This window comes from Neorhizobium sp. AL 9.2.2, from assembly GCF_013317225.1.
GTDB classification, from domain to species: domain Bacteria; phylum Pseudomonadota; class Alphaproteobacteria; order Rhizobiales; family Rhizobiaceae; genus Neorhizobium; species Neorhizobium soli.
On record NZ_JAALXU010000006.1, the window covers coordinates 49,620 to 65,405 of the forward strand.

Annotated in this window: 14 protein-coding genes and 1 pseudogene; 13 read left to right on the top strand and 2 right to left on the bottom strand. The window is 58.8% G+C overall.

The features are described 5' to 3' along the window. Positions 1 to 3 precede the first annotated feature (3 nt). The 9 genes from G6K99_RS14210 to G6K99_RS14250 are packed head-to-tail and all read left to right on the top strand — an operon-like array spanning position 4 to position 8,525. Positions 4 to 732 carry an amino acid ABC transporter permease gene (locus G6K99_RS14210; RefSeq protein ID WP_174196911.1) on the top strand — a complete coding sequence of 243 codons (729 nt, stop codon included), beginning with the start codon at positions 4 to 6 and terminating at the stop codon, positions 730 to 732. Positions 733 to 761: 29 nt separating this feature from the next. Continuing rightward, entirely contained in the window at positions 762 to 1,511 is a 750-nt protein-coding gene (locus tag G6K99_RS14215; protein WP_174196912.1) for an amino acid ABC transporter ATP-binding protein, read from the top strand. A 13-nt stretch (positions 1,512 to 1,524) separates the two neighbouring features. Further along, a complete protein-coding gene (locus tag G6K99_RS14220) occupies positions 1,525 to 2,688 on the top strand; it encodes a M20 family metallopeptidase (RefSeq protein WP_113110348.1) in 1,164 nt (387 codons plus the stop codon). Continuing rightward, a complete protein-coding gene (locus G6K99_RS14225) occupies positions 2,685 to 3,782 on the top strand; it encodes a mandelate racemase/muconate lactonizing enzyme family protein (RefSeq protein ID WP_113110349.1) in 1,098 nt (365 codons plus the stop codon). The genes G6K99_RS14220 and G6K99_RS14225 overlap by 4 nt, the downstream gene beginning before the upstream one ends. Beyond that, positions 3,779 to 4,948, top strand: coding sequence for a Xaa-Pro peptidase family protein (locus G6K99_RS14230; protein ID WP_113110350.1), 1,170 nt, complete (start codon positions 3,779 to 3,781; stop codon positions 4,946 to 4,948). Before G6K99_RS14225 ends, G6K99_RS14230 begins: the two co-directional genes overlap by 4 nt. A 26-nt stretch (positions 4,949 to 4,974) precedes the next feature. Next, positions 4,975 to 6,183: a gamma-glutamyl-gamma-aminobutyrate hydrolase family protein gene (locus G6K99_RS14235; protein WP_113110351.1), complete on the top strand. Its 1,209-nt coding sequence runs from the start codon at positions 4,975 to 4,977 to the stop codon at positions 6,181 to 6,183. Between the two features lie 36 nt (positions 6,184 to 6,219). Then, positions 6,220 to 6,633: a VOC family protein gene (locus G6K99_RS14240; RefSeq protein ID WP_113110352.1), complete on the top strand. Its 414-nt coding sequence runs from the start codon at positions 6,220 to 6,222 to the stop codon at positions 6,631 to 6,633. 32 nt (positions 6,634 to 6,665) lie between these two features. Next, entirely contained in the window at positions 6,666 to 7,601 is a 936-nt protein-coding gene (locus tag G6K99_RS14245; RefSeq protein WP_113110353.1) for a glyoxylate/hydroxypyruvate reductase A, read from the top strand. A gap of 57 nt (positions 7,602 to 7,658) precedes the next feature. Continuing rightward, positions 7,659 to 8,525, top strand: coding sequence for a D-amino-acid transaminase (locus G6K99_RS14250; protein WP_174196913.1), 867 nt, complete (start codon positions 7,659 to 7,661; stop codon positions 8,523 to 8,525). A 212-nt stretch (positions 8,526 to 8,737) separates the two neighbouring features. Here G6K99_RS14250 and G6K99_RS14255 read toward each other — a convergent pair. Beyond that, positions 8,738 to 11,096, bottom strand: a pseudogene (locus G6K99_RS14255) (hypothetical protein). Between the two features lie 207 nt (positions 11,097 to 11,303). Between G6K99_RS14255 and G6K99_RS14260 the strand changes: the two are divergent. Beyond that, the gene (locus G6K99_RS14260; RefSeq protein ID WP_174196914.1) at positions 11,304 to 12,410 is read left to right on the top strand and encodes a Fic family protein; all 1,107 of its coding nucleotides are present in this window, start codon (positions 11,304 to 11,306) and stop codon (positions 12,408 to 12,410) included. Positions 12,411 to 12,552: 142 nt separating this feature from the next. Here G6K99_RS14260 and G6K99_RS14265 read toward each other — a convergent pair whose 3' ends face one another. Next, a complete protein-coding gene (locus G6K99_RS14265; RefSeq protein WP_174196915.1) occupies positions 12,553 to 13,224 on the bottom strand; it encodes a GntR family transcriptional regulator in 672 nt (223 codons plus the stop codon). 240 nt (positions 13,225 to 13,464) lie between these two features. Between G6K99_RS14265 and G6K99_RS14270 the strand changes: the two genes are divergently transcribed. Genes G6K99_RS14270 through G6K99_RS14280 form a run of 3 tightly spaced genes read left to right on the top strand, consistent with a single transcriptional unit; the run spans position 13,465 to position 15,730 of the window. Then, positions 13,465 to 13,941 (top strand): ureidoglycolate lyase, encoded by a 477-nt coding sequence (locus G6K99_RS14270; protein ID WP_174196916.1) that lies wholly within the window; start codon positions 13,465 to 13,467, stop codon positions 13,939 to 13,941. Then, positions 13,941 to 14,873 carry a polysaccharide deacetylase family protein gene (locus G6K99_RS14275; RefSeq protein ID WP_174196917.1) on the top strand — a complete coding sequence of 311 codons (933 nt, stop codon included), beginning with the start codon at positions 13,941 to 13,943 and terminating at the stop codon, positions 14,871 to 14,873. Before G6K99_RS14270 ends, G6K99_RS14275 begins: the two co-directional genes overlap by 1 nt. 2 nt (positions 14,874 to 14,875) lie before the next feature. Beyond that, positions 14,876 to 15,730 (top strand): ABC transporter substrate-binding protein, encoded by an 855-nt coding sequence (locus G6K99_RS14280; protein ID WP_174196918.1) that lies wholly within the window; start codon positions 14,876 to 14,878, stop codon positions 15,728 to 15,730. Positions 15,731 to 15,786: the final 56 nt, after the last annotated feature.

The window sequence follows — 15,786 nt, forward strand, 5'->3', positions numbered from 1 at the left end:
GGGATGTCGCTTGATCTAGTCTTCGACTATGTCTTTTCACCCGCTTTCTTCCATGGCGCGCTGCTGACGCTTGTCATCACGATAGTCTCGCTGTTCTTCGGAATGATTGCCGGGCTGGTGATCGCTCTGCTGCAGGAATCGCGCATCAAGCCGCTGCAGATCTTCACGCTGATCTATCTATGGCTGTTCCGCGGCACGCCCGTCCTGTTCCAGATCATCTTCATCTACAACGTGCTGCCGACCTTCGGCATCATGCTGTCGGCTTTCGTCAGTGCGGTCATTGCGCTCTCCCTGAACGAGGGCGCCTATATGGCGGAAATCATCCGTTCCGGCCTGCAGGCGGTCAAGAAGGGGCAGCGGACGGCGGGTCTGGCGCTCGGCATGAGCCGGTTTGCCGTGATGCGTTACATCGTCGTCCCGCAGGCCGCCCGCATCGTCCTGCCGCCGACGGGCAACCAGATGATCGGCATGCTGAAGACGAGTGCCCTCGTTTCGGTCGTGGCCGTGGAAGAGCTGCTTCTCGTCGCCAACCAGACGGCAAGTTCCAACTTCAAATATTTCGAGGCGCTAACCGCGGCAGGCATCTATTACCTACTGCTGACGACGATTTTCATGGGCCTCCAATATCTTCTCGAACGTGCTCTCGACCGTAAACGGCCGCGTGAAAAGCGTCGCTCCGTTCCCTTAATGGCGCGCCTGACGGCGCTCACCGAAAAGACAGAAGCCCGATGAAGGACAAATCCTCGATAAAGGATAAGGCGATGACAGCTTGCGACCGCCAGCCGCTACTCGAAATCATGGGGATCAACAAGAGCTTCGGCGATCTCCAGATCTTGAAGGCCTGCAGCCTGAATGTCCGCAGTCGCGAGACCATGGTCATTATCGGCCCGTCCGGCTCCGGCAAGTCGACCCTGTTGCGCTGCATCAACCTGCTGGAGCCGGCCGATGACGGCAATATCTTCTTCGAAGGCAATGACATTGCCCACGAATTGCGTCGCGCGCCGGAAATCCGCCGCCAGATCGGCATGGTGTTCCAAAATTTCGAACTCTTCCAGCACCTGACGGCGATCGAGAACATCATGCTGGCTCCGATGAAGGTGCTTGGCATGAGCCGCAGCGATGCCCATGACGTCGCTATGGATCTTCTGAGGAAGGTGCGCATTCCCGAGCGAGCCGATTTCTTCCCCGACGAACTTTCTGGCGGCCAGCAGCAGCGCATCGCGATTGCCCGCGCGCTCGCCATGAGGCCGAAGCTGATGCTTTATGACGAGCCGACATCGGCACTGGATCCCGAAATGATCCGCGAAGTGCTGGACGTGATGGCCGAGCTCAGCAGCGAAGGCATGACCAGCATCGTGGTGACCCACGAAATGGGCTTCGCCAAGCGCGCGGCAGACCAGATCGTTTTCATGGAAAACGGAGAAGTGATCGAAAACGCCTCGCGGGATTCCTTCTTCGGCGGAACCGTCAATGAACGGGCCACACGCTTCCTCGACCAGATCCTGCACTAGGTGCCATGCAATCATGACCAATACGCCAGACATCAAACGCATGAAGCGCGAGCTTGCGGAAATCATCGCCATCCGCAGCGAAAACCCGCCGGGTGGCGAGGCCGATGTCGCCGTTTATGTCGAGCGGCGTATGAAGGACGAGGGTTTCTCGGTTTCTCTTACCGAATACAAGCCGGGACGGTTCAATGTCGAAGCCAGGCTGGAAAACGGTCCGGGTCCGGTCTTTGCCTTCAATACCCATATGGATACGGTGCCTGCCGGCGAGGGCTGGACCTCCGACGCCTTCACGCTGCGGGAGGAGGACGGCAAGCTTTTCGGGCGTGGTGCCTGCGACTGCAAGGGACCGTTGATCGCCATGATCGAAGCGATGCGGATGCTGGCGGCGGACCGCACGACTTGGTCGGGCACGCTTCTCGGCGTTTTCGTCGGTGACGAGGAGATCGCCAGCGAAGGCGCTAAATATTATGCCGCGACCAAGCCGAAGATCGACTTTGCGGTGGTCGGCGAGCCGACATCCAACACGACCTATTCGGCCCATAAGGGCAGCCTGCGACCGGTCGTGCGCGTTCATGGGGTCACAGCCCATTCCGGCACGCCGCATCTCGGCGACAGCGCCATCTATCGCGCCGGCCGGCTTCTGACCCTGATCGAGGCCCATCACAACGAGGTCGTGCGCAAGCGGACGCATCCTCTGGTCGGTGAAGCGAGCCTGACCGTCACGCGTATTGCCGGTGGCCATGCGGACAACGTGCTACCCGGCTCCTGCGACATGCTGCTAGACCGGCGCATGGTGCCGGGAGAAGACGAGGATGCGGTAAAGCAGGAATTCGCCGCTTTGCTCAAAGATGCCCGTGATCGTTTCGGCGTGAAGGCTGAGATCGTCGATTACAAGGCGACCACGGGCAGCGCAACGGAAACGGCCGGTGACCATCCGGTCGTGCTCGCAAGCCTGGAGGCATGCAAGGAGAATGGCACGGCCGATCCGGGCCCGTTCGGGTTCCAAGGCGGCTGCGATCTGGTGCATTTCCGCTCCCTCGGCGCGCAGGGAACGGTAATCGGGCCCGGCAGTCTTTCCGTGGCCCATAAGGCGGACGAATTCGTGGCGCTGGACGAATTCGTCACCTGCAGCGTCATCTATCGCGACGTTGCCAAAAAGATGCTGCGGCCGAACCCATGAGAGCCTCCCTCCACAGAGCCATGCTCCGATATGGCGGCGGGCTTCTCCTTCGTACGGCCTCGTCTGGTCCGATCGGCGGTCTCGACACGCTTTACCTGAGGCTGGAGCATGGCGGGCATACCGGGATCGGCGAAGTCCGCATCAATGTCGCCTATCTAAACGGCATGAGCCCGGAGACCTGCCTCGAACAGGCTTTGAACGTGCTGGATGGTTTGGACTGGTCGCTGGACCCCGTCGCGATGCAGGCCGAACTGGCCGTGCAGGCGGATGTAATCGCGCCGGTGCGGATGCTGATCGATATCGCCCTTCACGATCTGATTGCCCGTGAGAAGGGTGTCACGGTTTTTGCAATGCTCGGCGGCAGTGCTGCGCCGATCGTGCGTTACGCCACCAACCAGACCCTGTTCATTTCCTCGACGGAACTGTTCTTGGCGCAGGCGGAAACCTATGTGGCACGCGGTTTCCGCGATCTGAAAGTGCGCGTCGGCGGGGGTGACTTTGCCGAGGACGTTGCACGGCTTACAGCCCTGCGCGACCGTTTCGGCGATTCGGTCAAGCTTGCGGTCGATGCCAACGGTTCGTGGAGCGAAGAGGAGGCCGCTGCAAATCTTCAGACGCTCGCCCACTTCGGGCTCGCCTATGTCGAACAGCCGGTCGCGCCGGGCGACTGGGACATGCTGAACCGTCTGGCGACGGCGAGCCCGCTGCCGCTGATGCTTGACGAAAGCGTTGCCACATCCGCGGATATCGATGCGATCGTCGCCGCCAAGGGTCATCTCTGGGCGCATTTGAAGCTCGTCAAACTCGGCGGCATCGCTGCCAGTCTGGCTGCTGCAAAGCGGCTCTCGGAGGCAAACATCCCGTTCATGGTCGGGCAAATGAACGAAGGCGCGGTCGCGACGGCGGCGGCACTTCATCTGAGCTGCGCGGTCGGTCCCCGGTTTGCCGAACTTTATGGAGCCGATGGTCTGGAGAACGATGCGGCGGCCGGGCTGGTCTACCGGGATGGCGGTGTCGAAGAACCTGCCACCATGGGTTTGGGTTTGGAATTCGATGCGTCGAAGGCGCATCTGGTCAAGGAGTTTGAAGCATGAGCATTCAAGGCGATATCGTTCAGGGACAGGAATCCGCATTCCCGAGAGAAGAATACGCACGCCGTCAGGCACTCGCCCGTGAAGGGCTTGCGGCGGCAGGTCTCGACGCGCTGGTCGTCACCGGCCCGGAAAACATCTTCTACCTGACCGGCCAGCAGACGCCGGGTTATTATACGTTCCAAGCGCTGATCCTGCCGGCCGACGGCGATCCAGTGTTCCTGATCCGTCAGCTCGAATATTTCAACTTCATCGCCAACACGTTCATTTCCGACGCTGTCGTCTACCAGGACGGCGAGGATCCGCTCGGCCTGCTGGTGAAGCTGATCGAGAGCCGCGGTCTGGCCGCCAAGCGGATCGCCATCGACAAGCGTGGCTGGTTCCTGCCGATTGCCGTTTATGAGGCGCTGCAGGCCCGGCTTGGCACGATCGGCGATGGCGCCGGCGTCATCGAGAAATTCCGCGCCATCAAGTCGCCGCTCGAAGTGGAAAAGCTCGAAAAGGCTGCAGCCTACGTCGACGAAGGCATGCGCGCCGGCCTCGCCGCCGTTCGCGTCGGTGCCACCGAAAACGATCTCGTCGCCGCGATGATGGGATCTGCGATCGCGGCCGGTTCCGAATATCTCGGCATGGAGCCGCTCGTCTCCGTTGGTCCGCGCACCGGCGTGCCGCACGGCACCTGGCGCCGCCGCGCGATTGCGGCCGGCGATCCGGCATTCCTTGAAATGGCAGCCTGCCATGATCGTTACCACGCAGCCCTGATGCGCTCGGCGTGGATCGGCGAACCGCCGGCGGAAGCGGCCGACATGATGAAGGTCTGCCAGGAGGCCTTGCAGGTTTCCCTAGATGCCATCCGTCCGGGCGAGGCATGCGAGGTGCCGCATATCGCCTGCCAGAAGGTGATCGATCGTGCCGGTTATACTGAAAACTTCAAGAAGCGCCTCGGATACAGCGTCGGCATCTCCTTTGCGCCGGATTGGGGCGAGGGCGCCATCCTCAGCCTGAATGCGGGCGTAAAAACCGAGCTGCAGCCGGGTATGACTTTCCACCTGCCGCCGGCCCTGCGCATCTACGGCCGCTTCACGGTCGGTGTCAGCGAAACGATCGTCATCACCGATACCGGTTATCGCGCGCTTGGCACGATCGACCGCGATCTGCTGATCGTCTGAAACATGCGGATCGAACGGAGCTGACGATGGGCTTGATCCTCGTTCACCATGATACCGACAGTCCGGCTCTTTATGGGGCTGTTGCAGCAGCAATTGCTGCAACACGGAACTGCGTGTTCCTGCACATTGCTGCTCGTTTCGATACGTCCCGTCATGCCGATGCCGAACAGCACGTGGTGGCGACCGGTGGACTTGCTGCGAGCGGACTTTGCTGGTTCGAGCGGCTGTCGGGAAAGCCGGTATCGCCGCCCGCAACGATAGAGGCTGTGCTCGATGCAGCCCGCCTCACCGATCTCGTCGTGCCCGTTCATCCGGCTTTCATGGCTGATGACGATGCGGCGAAGACTCTTTCGGCAAACGCGGACGAAATGATTACCGTGGTGGGCCGCGGCGATCATTTCGTCGATCGGGAGACGCAGACAGTTCTTGCCTGGCGGGATCGCTTCGGTCGCATCATGCTGGAACAGCCCGAGACCGCACCCGCTGCCGCGCTGAGGATCGCGCTGGTCGGCGCAAGCCGCGATCATCTCGGTGTATACCCGGCAGCCCTGGCAAGCCTGGGCGACGCTGCGGACAGTCTGTCTGTCGCGGTGGATATAGATTTCATCGATCCGGTCGCGTTCCGCGAAGCCGATGCGGACAGGCTGCTTCGACCTTATGCCGGCGTTCTTCTGCCGGGCGGGTCAGACATGAAGAATGTGGCCGGGCAGACGGCCGTGGCCGCCTTTGCGCTCGACAACGGACTTCCGGCCGTCGGCCTCTGCCTCGGCATGCAGACCATGGCAACCGCCGTCGCCTGGAAAACCTTCGGCCGCCGCAATGCCAATCTGGCCGAGGCCGATCCCGATGCCGGCATCAAGACTTTCCTTTCCATGGCCGGTGAAGAAAAGGCCGATGGCGGCTTGCTGTCCGGACACCGGAGCGGCGATCAGACAACGCGCGCAATGCCAGGCACCCGGCTGGCGGACCTGATTTCCGAGGATACGGTCATTCGGTGCAATCACCGCTTCAGGCTCAATCCGAACCTTGTCGGAGATCTGGAAGCACACGGTCTGCAGGTTTCCGCCCGCGGCGTCGATGGAGCGGTCGTCGATGCGATCGAGGTGGTCGACCATCCGTTCTACATGGGCATGCAGGGACATCCTGAACTGTCGTCACGTCCCCGCGCCCCCCATCCGCTGATCGTCGCCTTTCTACAGGCGGCGCTTCTCAAGCAATCGCGGGCGGCCGACTAGCAGCCGTTTCTTCCTCAAAAAACACAGGAAACATCCATGCGCTCTCTTTTCCATCTCGCCTATCACGTCACCGATCTTGATGAGACCCGCCGTTTCTACGGGGGCGTTCTGGGTTGCCAGGAAGGGCGTAGCACCGACACCTGGGTCGATTTCGATTTCTTCGGCCACCAGATCTCCATGCATCTCGGCAAGCCTTTCGAGACGGCTCGTACCGGCAAGGTCGGCAATCACATGGTGATGATGCCGCATCTGGGCGTGGTCCTGGAGCTCGACGCCTGGCTGGCGCTCGCCAAGCGCCTTGAGGATGCCGGCATCGCCTTCGACATCCCGCCGGTCGTCCGTTTCGAAGGTGAACCGGGCGAGCAGCGCACGATGTTCTTCTTCGATCCAAGCGGCAACCCAATCGAGGTCAAGGGTTTCAAGGATTTCGACAGCGTTTTTGCGCACTGAGCTCATAAGGCAAGCAAAGGGGAGACTGTGCGATGATTGCGCTTGTGACGCGTATGACCGCTGACGTGGAACAGCTCTGGCTGACTGCGCTTTCGCAGAAACTGCCGGTTGAAACGATCATCCCGTTCCGAGAACTCGACGAGGCGTCGCGGGAAAAGGTCGATATCGCGATCGTCGCCAATCCCGATCCGGCGGATATTGCGCAGCTGCCGGGCCTGAAATGGATCCACAGCGTCTGGGCCGGTGTCGAACGTCTGGTCGGCGAGCTTGGCGACAGCCGGCTGCCGCTCGTCCGCCTCGTCGATCCGCAACTGAGCCGGACCATGGCCGAAGCGGTGCTGGCCTGGACATATTATCTGTTCCGCGACATGCCCGCCTATGCGCAGTTCCAGCGGCAGCGTGTCTGGCAGCAGCTCGCCTATAGGCGACCTGAGCAGGTCACGGTCGGTCTCCTGGGTCTCGGTGCGCTCGGCGCCGCGTCCGCGGCCCGGCTGAAGGAAGCCGGCTTCAACGTCATCGGCTGGAGCCGGGCTGCCAAATCGCTGGAGGGTGTCGAAACCTTCCACGGCGAACAGGGCCTCGACCAGCTTCTGAGCCGCCCGGAAATTCTGGTCTGCCTGCTGCCGCTGACCGGCGAAACGAAGGGGCTGCTCGATGGCGACCGGCTTTCCATGATGCCGAAGGGCGCCTCCCTGATGAATTTCGCGCGCGGTCCGATCGTCGTCACCGACGCGCTGATCGCGGCGCTTGGTTCGGGTGCCATGAAACACGCGGTTCTCGACGTCTTCGACGTCGAGCCGCTGCCTGCCGACCATGCCTTGTGGGATCATCCCGCGATCACCGTCCTGCCGCATATCTCAGCTCCGACGGACCGGGAGACGGCGGCCGCGATCGTCGCCGGCAATATCTTGACCTATCGCGAAACCGGCGCTCTTCCATCCACCGTCGATCTGGCGCGCGGCTATTGAAGCATGCCGCGCCACGGCCCGACCATCACAGCATCATCTCTTGGGAACGGAACGAACATGACCTCTTCTGAACGCATCGTCTATGTCGATGGACATTATGGCCCGGAATCGCAGGGCAAGGTTTCGATCTTCGACCGTGGTTATCTCTTCGCGGATGCCATCTACGAAGTGACCTGCATCATCGGCGGCAAGCTCGTCGATTTCGACGGCCACATGGTCCGTCTCGTGCGCTCCCTCAAGGAACTCGACATGCCCATGCCGATGAGCCCGCGGGAACTGCTGGCCATCCATCGCAAGCTGGTCGCCGACAACAATGTCGCCGAAGGCCTGATCTACATGCAGATATCGCGCGGCAATGCCGATCGCGATTTCAACTTTCCATCCAAGGATACGCGGCCGGTCGTGGTCATGTTCACCCAGGCCCGTCCAGTTTTGGAAAGCCCGCTTGCCAAGCGCGGCCTCAAGATCATCACGCTCCCCGATATTCGCTGGGGCCGCCGTGACATCAAGACCGTACAGCTTCTCTATCCTTCGATGGCGAAGAATGTCGCCTATGAAGCCGGTGCCGACGATGCCTGGCTTGTGCAGGACGGTTTCGTTACCGAAGCCTCCTCCGCGAATGCCTATATCGTCACCGCTGACGGCAAGATCGTCACCCGTGGACTATCCGCCGACATTCTTCACGGCATCACCCGTGCAGCCGTTCTCGGCTTTGCGCAGGAAGCGGGCTACGTTCTGGAAGAGCGCCCGTTCTCCGTCGCAGAAGCACTTGAGGCGAAGGAAGCCTTCATCACCTCGGCAACATCCTTCGTGATGTCGGTCCTGACGGTCGACGATCATATAATCGGCGATGGCAAGATCGGTCCTGTCAGCAGCCGCCTTCGGGAAATCTATATCGATAAGGCCGTCGGCGCGCGGATATAAGTCGAGCCGCAATTCGATCGAATTGGCCGCGCATTCCGGAAAGCGCGCGGCCTTTACAATTCCCATTCGGAGCCATTTTCACAACGAAAGCAACACGGCGGATTTCAGGGTGTTAAGAGGGTGAAGGTTCGATTCCCTTCAAGGCGGAGACGAGGACGCTCGGCACAGATGCAACATGTTCTGAGTGTCCGAGCCGAGCATCTCATTCGATCTTACGCAGCTTCCCAAACCTGATTGAGGATCTCGGCGGCCAGTGCGGCCTTGTCTTGCGGAAGGAAGCGGCCGTAGTGCTGCTGCACGACATCGGGCGTATCTTGAATGGCATAGCTCGCCTGCTCGTAGGATCCGGTCTGCTTCAGAATATGCGTCGCAAGAATGTCCCGCAGGTTATGCGGTCCATGCGGCAGGAGGCCCTTGATCGCACCCCGTCCGGTATAGGGATTATAGATGCCGTAACGTTGGATGACAGTCCGCCAAGCCTCGTAGAATGTGGTCGAATTGTAAGCAGCATCAATACTGGTCGTCTTCACCGTCTTGACGAATAGCGTTTGGGGATTTTTCGCACCGCCAAGCAGAGCTCCACGATGCCTGTCGATGTAAGCGTCAAGGTATTTGTAGAGATCGAGAAGGTCGGGCAAAATCAACCGGAACGGCTTCTGTCCGAAGAAAGAAGAGCCAGAGTTTTTGAACGCGACCGATGGGATAAGGACCTCCCACCCATGATCGCGGTCGTTCCAGCGCAGCTCACCGCACTTCATATCCTCCAGCCGGCGTTCTGACGTCGGATAGTGTTCACGGGGGCAGACACGAAGTTGGCGAAGGTTCTTCTGTCTGAGCCCAAGGTGCAGGCCCAGCCGAAGCAATAGGAATGATCTAACGGCTTCGGCGGCCGGTCGTGGATATCTCTTCTCATCCGGCATGTGTCTCACGATCTCGTCCGTGATCTTACGATATTCCGCCAGCGGGCTGTCCGCTTCAAGTACACACATGATCGGTTCAAATGGATCGCGATGCACGCGCATCACTCGCTGGATCTCCTTGGAACGGTTAGCGGCATGTCGGTGAAACGCATCACAGCCGCCATGCCAATCGCGAGCCGCGAAATCGATTTCTTCCTGCTCAATCAAGCCCGCAATGGGCCTGACATTCCAGAGCAGCTCCGGATGCTGCCGGATCCAACCGACTTCCGCGCGAGATAGGGCTTCGGCGACCATCAGCATGTCTTCTTCCCACTTGGTGTAGAAGCCACGTCGCTGTTCCCGCCACTGCAGATACCAGTCCCAAACGCCAGGGAAGACGAGAAGGCCGAAGCTTAACTGGCTGACTGGCACACCGAAACCCTTCACGACACCGTTTGGCGAGGCAGCAAGCGCACCAAACATCAAGCCGAGGTGCTAAATCTTCTGGGAGGCCGTTTCTTCACCCCAGACGCCGTTCCGTTGGAACCCAATCGCCGTCAGCGTCGAAGTCTTGAAGCGGATGAGATCAGCCATTTCCATGGCAAGTCTCGGCGGTGCGTCGGCAATGCCGGAGAGCAGATCAGGGTCATCAAGTTCTGCGGCAACGTTTTGATTGGTGCCGGCCGCCGATGCCAATGACCGAGAGGAAAGAAAACTGCTGCCATAGGTGACGCCGGGAAATCGGATGGCATATCGCTGCTTGCTGGCCGCCGCCTGATAGCGGCGATATCCCGTAGAGCCGGAAATGATCACCCGGCGCACCCAATCGAGGATCTCCTCGCGCTTGGTAAAGGGCAGGCTGTTGAAGTCTTCGGGCAGGTGCAGTGAAATCCGTCGACGCTCAGCTGGGCTGATGTCACCGAGATCGTGACCATACAGCGAGCGTGCCTGATGCGGCAGTTTCTCTTTGAAATATCCCTCTGAAAGTCGATAGCGTCGCTCGATGCGGCGGAGGATGTTGAAACTGGCAACAGATCGGGGCACGCGCCCTTCGTGGATCCAGGATAGCAGCGTCTTGTTGTCGAAGGTCTCATTCAGATGAACAACGGCGCGGTAAAGCTGCCAATAGGTGTCGCCGAACCGACGCATATGGTAAGACCAATGCGTCCTGAAAGCTCGCCGGATCTTCTGTCGCTTCAAATAGTGCTTCTGGGAAAGGGCTTATCGGTTTTGGTGCTGGGCCGGGCGATGTTGACGCAGACCGGACAAAGGTGCCAGCGATCGCCGCGCGTTGTGGCTGTCGGGCGGAGCATGCGGAAGCTGCCTTCTTGGCGGGCGTCATTTTACCCGTGCTAACTGTCGGCTTTGGTGGTCGTCGTTCTTCGGTAGCTGGTGGTGCGCCGAGCCAGCGGATGATTGCATCCAAGCCTGGCCGGACCTGCTTTTTGAGTTCTGCCGTTAACTCGGCTTCGATCCCACAGGCCTGACCGATCATCTTCCAGTCGATATGGCCATTCAGAAGCGGGGGCGATTTGCTGTAGATGATCAAACTGGCCAGATAGGGCCGTATATCTTCGAACACCCGCCTGGATGCGACTGGAGCGATACGAAGCTCGCAGAATTCCGAAATTTTTCGCTGAAAATGTCGTGATGAAAGGTCGTGTTTGGTCATGCTTATTCCTTTTCGCTCGGCACCAGTGCCGAGGGCGAGCGGAAATAGGGGGCGCCCATTAACAAAATATGTTTAGGGCAAGAGGTTAGCTGTCGATCGCTGCTTCTTGAATGGAGAGATGCAGATTGTGGTGCTGAGCGATAGACGGGCTTGCAATAGCTCATTTCAAGCAATAATTATGAGCTATAGAGAGGGATTCTATAACTCATGAAATGGAACTGGCAAAACACTGACTGGCCAAACTTCAGATACGACACCGCAAGCCTGATATCGTTGGAGCAGAAATTCTTGCAGTCCGCCGGCGAGGTTATCGGTGCTGTTCGACATTTCAACGATGACGACAGCAACCAACTTCGCATTGAGTTGCTAAGCGACGAAGCGGTCAAGACCTCAGAGATTGAGGGGGAATTTCTGGACCGCGTGAGTGTCCAGTCATCACTCCGCCGGCAGTTCGGGCTAAACACTGATGATAGCCAGATCCGCCCCCAAGAGCGGGGGATCGCCGAGATGATGGCGGATGTCTATCGAAGTTGGCATAGGCCGCTGTGTCATGAGGGACTGTTCCACTGGCATTCAATGCTGATGGCCGGAAACCGATATATTGAAACGGTTGGTGCTTACCGCACGCATGAAGACGCCATGCAGATTGTATCGGGTCGATTGGCCAAACCCACTATCCACTTCGAGGCTCCCCCATCTCGCCAGGTTGCCGCTGAGATGGAGACCTTCAGCACATGGTTCAATCAATCCGGGCCAGATGGTCAAACGTCGCTTCAAGCTTTGACGCGCGCCGCAGTAGGACACCTTTACTTTGAAAGCATACATCCATTTGAGGATGGCAACGGCCGAATTGGACGCGCGCTCGCCGAGAAATCCCTAGCGCAAAACATAGGGCAGCCAAGCCTCATTTCACTCGCCTTCACAATCGAGAAGCGCCGGAAGGCCTATTACTCAGAGCTTGAGCGGCACCAGCGCACGCTTGATATCACCGACTGGGTCATTTTCTTTTCAGAAACTATCCTGGATGCTCAACAGGCGACGCTTGAGCGCGTAGATTTCTTCATCCAGAAAGCAAAATTCTATGATCGTTTTCGGGACAAGCTGAACGAGCGGCAAGAAAAGGTAGTCGCGCGCATCTTCAAGGAAGGCACGGCTGGCTTCAAGGGAGGTCTAAGTGCCGAAAACTATATCTCGATCACAGATACATCCCGCGCTACAGCAACACGCGACCTTCAGCAACTCGTGGAGATCGGTGCACTGACGCGTACGGGTGAACGTCGGCATACTCGGTATTCACTGTCATTGCAGAAATAATTCGCTACCACTCCAATGAACACCACCAAAGTCATTATCTAGGCGAACGGCTGTTCGAGTCCTTCAAGGCGACACCGATGGTCTTGACGCTCTCGTTCGCAACTCGCGTTTTCAGTAGCGTTACCGAAATGTCGGTTCGCGCTCATGAGGTGAAATACCATCTGACGAACCGATCCTTTACGCCGTCGACATGCCGTTCCATCGCTTGGCGCGCCCTGACTGAATCGCCCGAGGCTATGGCCTCCAAGACAGCAATATGCTCAAGGGCCTGTTGCTCGAAATTCTTTTCCATGCGAACGACGTGGCACATGCGCGCGCGTTGGCGAATATTCTGCACATGCTGCTTGAGAATGGGCCGTCCGCTGGCATTGGCAACAAACTCGTGGAATTCGTCGTCATATTTCCAGAACGGCTCGAAATCCATTTCAGGATGTCTCGCGAGTTCACGGCTCTTTTCCAGGATACTGTCAACGCTGTTGACTGTATGTCTTTGAGCCGCCTGAGCCGCGGCCTCGCCCTCGAGAAGTCTGCGAATGATCAGGATATCCATCAACTCCTCGATCGCGACCTGCTTAATGACGATCGTACCATTTGAAAGTCTCTCTACTAGCCCCTCGCCAACAAGGCGGTTGATGGCGGCGCGCATCGGGGTTCTCGACGCATTCAACTGATCCGCCAATGCGCGTTCCGTAAAGACTTCGCCGGGCTGTAGTTCCTGCGCCAGGATGAGACTCCGCACATACTGATACGCCTGCTCCGTCAGGCTTGCCGGTTTGCGCGCGGTGTCTTTCATTTTTGTCGCAACGTCATCCATCTGAAGCAAGCTCCTCCGCTTTGATGTACGGTTTCCGATCATTTCCAACCGCCGTTTCCTTAAACCACTGTCACCATAAGCGCCAGTTGCGCAAATTTTAGCCTCTGAATAAAAAATGTGCTTGATCTGACTTCAATCGCTTTACAGAAGCGCCAATGGCGCATAGAAATCCCAAGCGTATCCTTTTGGGATACCACGTGTACTCACGTGTCGCAAAGCGCCCATACTCGGAGTCCAGCCTTGAATTTGCATGCTCAGTCATTGTCGGTGGACGAGTTCTCAGAATTCGGAGAAGTGATAGAGCATCACGGAAACGAACGCCGACATCAATTTGCGATGGTTGCCGACGACGGCGTTCAACAGGCCTACTGGGTGACCAAGGTTACGAGCGCCATCACGTTTCCGTTCGAAATTGACCAGCTCGAATACCACCCCCATACGGACCAAGCGTTTTTCCCGCTTTCGGGCCAGCGTATGCTGGTGGTGGTTTGCCCCTCGCTCGAAGATGGTGCCCCAGATCTCAAGAAGGCGAAGGCGTTCGTGAGTGCGCCGGGACAAGGCGTTCTCTATCGTCAAAACGTCTGGCATGCGGGCATGTCGGTCCTTGAGCTTCCGTCGCAGTTCGTCGTGACAATGGCGGTCGGAGCCGACCTGCAAAACGATGTGTTCCGGAAGCTTGCCGAACCTCTGACGGTCGATTTTGCGGGGTGTGTCTGATGCCTGCAGATCACCTCAAGCGCAATTTTAAGGGTTACGGTAGCCGCCCGCCGAACCCGATGTGGCCTGGTGGCGCAAAACTGGCGCTCAATTTCGTCGTCAATGTCGAGGAAGGATCGGAGCCGTCGATCGACGACGGCGATCCTGAAACCGAATCCGGCCTGACAGAAGGCGCGTCGGGCAATTTCAAGGTCCGGGACCTGGCTGCGGAATCGATGTTCGAGTTCGGCAGTCGCGTCGGCTACTGGCGGATCGTCCGGCTGTTCGAGGAGCGCGCCATGCCGGCGACCATCATGGCGTGTGCCCTGGCCCTCGAACGGAATCCGGATATCGCAAGCCACGTGCGCCAAACCGCGCTATTCGACGTCTGTGCACACGGATGGCGATGGGAACATCACCGCGGCCTTGACGTCGCGGAAGAACGCTTGCGCATTGCACGCGCGGCTGCATCCATCTTTAACACCACTGGCAAGACTGCGGACGGCTGGTACTGCCGTTACGGGCCAAGCATCAACACGCGCAGGCTGCTCAGCGAGGCCGGTTGTTTCCTCTACGACAGCGACGCCTACAATGACGAGTTGCCATATTGGATTGACGTCGACGGCAAACAGCACCTTGTCGTGCCCTACAGCCTGACGAACAACGACGCCAAGTTCATGCGCGGCTCGATCGACAGCGGCGAGGCGTTCTTCCGCATGCTGCGGGAAAGCTTCGACATGCTGATGTCCGAAGGCCAGATCGCGCCGAAGATGATGTCCGTCGGGCTCCATCTGCGGATTGCCGGGCATCCCGGCCGTGCCGCCGGCCTCCGGCGTTTCCTGGACTACGTCGCAACCCACGAAGATCAGGTCTGGGTCTGCAATCGCTCCGATATCGCCAGACACTGGCACACCCATCACCAGCCAGAACCAACAAGTAAAAAAGGGAACTGAACATGCGGAAATTGCTTCTTTCGACGCTTGCTTTCGGCATCGCGCTTGCGACGTCCGCGACCTTGCCGGTCACCGCGTCCGCCCAGGACGGCGCTTCCCTTGTTGTCGGCTCCGACTTCGGTGTTGCTCCGTGGATGGTGCGTGGCACCAATGGTCCGGAAGGTTTTGGTGTCGATTTGATCAATGCCATCGGCGCCAAAATCGGGCGTCCGAAAGTCGAGATTACCGACGTAAATTTCTCGGGCCTCTTCGCAGCTCTGTTCGCGAGCCGCATCGACATCACCGTCAATCCACTCAACATCACCAAGGATCGCAGCGAAAAAATGCTTTTCGCCGAGCCCATCTTTGCGACAGGCAACGGCTTCATCGTTGCCAAGGGTGACAAGATCGGCGGTTTCGAGGACCTCAAGGGCAAGGCGATCGCCGTCAACCGCGGGACGCTTTCCGACACATGGGCAACCGCCAATGCCGAAAAATACGGCTTTGACGTGCAGCGCTACGAAACCTTCCCGGACTCCGTCCAGGCTGTTTTGACCAAGCGTGCGTTCAGTGCCCTTAACGAAATTCCGACCACGGTTTATGCCGCCAGCAAGAACCCACGTATCGAAGTTGCCTTCAAGGATTTCGACGGCCGCAAATTTGGTTACGCATTCCGCAATGACAGTGTCGAGCTTCGTAACAAGGTCGAAGATGCGATCGAGTGCCTGAAGCGGGAAGGTGTACTCGTGGCACTCTACAAGAAGTGGTACAACGAAGAGCCGGCTGCCGACAGCCCGCTCAGCACCGTCTATCCCGGTTACGGCGCGCCCGGCTTCACCGGCTACGAAGAAAAGCCGCATGAGCTTTCCTGCAAATAACAGTTGAGACCCGAAGCCGTATGACGAGATGTCACACGGCTTCGGTGCGGAGCCTC

Bases quoted from the DNA above. Each gene is read 5' to 3' on its own strand.
- G6K99_RS14215 (WP_174196912.1), top strand. From the start codon at position 762: ATGACAGCTTGCGACCGCCAGCCGCTACTCGAAATCATGGGGATCAAC.
- G6K99_RS14265 (WP_174196915.1), bottom strand. From the start codon at position 13,224: ATGGATGACGTTGCGACAAAAATGAAAGACACCGCGCGCAAACCGGCA.
- G6K99_RS14225 (WP_113110349.1), top strand. From the start codon at position 2,685: ATGAGAGCCTCCCTCCACAGAGCCATGCTCCGATATGGCGGCGGGCTT.
- G6K99_RS14275 (WP_174196917.1), top strand. From the start codon at position 13,941: ATGCCTGCAGATCACCTCAAGCGCAATTTTAAGGGTTACGGTAGCCGC.
- G6K99_RS14250 (WP_174196913.1), top strand. From the start codon at position 7,659: ATGACCTCTTCTGAACGCATCGTCTATGTCGATGGACATTATGGCCCG.
- G6K99_RS14220 (WP_113110348.1), top strand. From the start codon at position 1,525: ATGACCAATACGCCAGACATCAAACGCATGAAGCGCGAGCTTGCGGAA.
- G6K99_RS14240 (WP_113110352.1), top strand. From the start codon at position 6,220: ATGCGCTCTCTTTTCCATCTCGCCTATCACGTCACCGATCTTGATGAG.
- G6K99_RS14280 (WP_174196918.1), top strand. From the start codon at position 14,876: ATGCGGAAATTGCTTCTTTCGACGCTTGCTTTCGGCATCGCGCTTGCG.
- G6K99_RS14210 (WP_174196911.1), top strand. From the start codon at position 4: ATGTCGCTTGATCTAGTCTTCGACTATGTCTTTTCACCCGCTTTCTTC.
- G6K99_RS14260 (WP_174196914.1), top strand. From the start codon at position 11,304: ATGAAATGGAACTGGCAAAACACTGACTGGCCAAACTTCAGATACGAC.
- G6K99_RS14235 (WP_113110351.1), top strand. From the start codon at position 4,975: ATGGGCTTGATCCTCGTTCACCATGATACCGACAGTCCGGCTCTTTAT.
- G6K99_RS14230 (WP_113110350.1), top strand. From the start codon at position 3,779: ATGAGCATTCAAGGCGATATCGTTCAGGGACAGGAATCCGCATTCCCG.
- G6K99_RS14245 (WP_113110353.1), top strand. From the start codon at position 6,666: ATGATTGCGCTTGTGACGCGTATGACCGCTGACGTGGAACAGCTCTGG.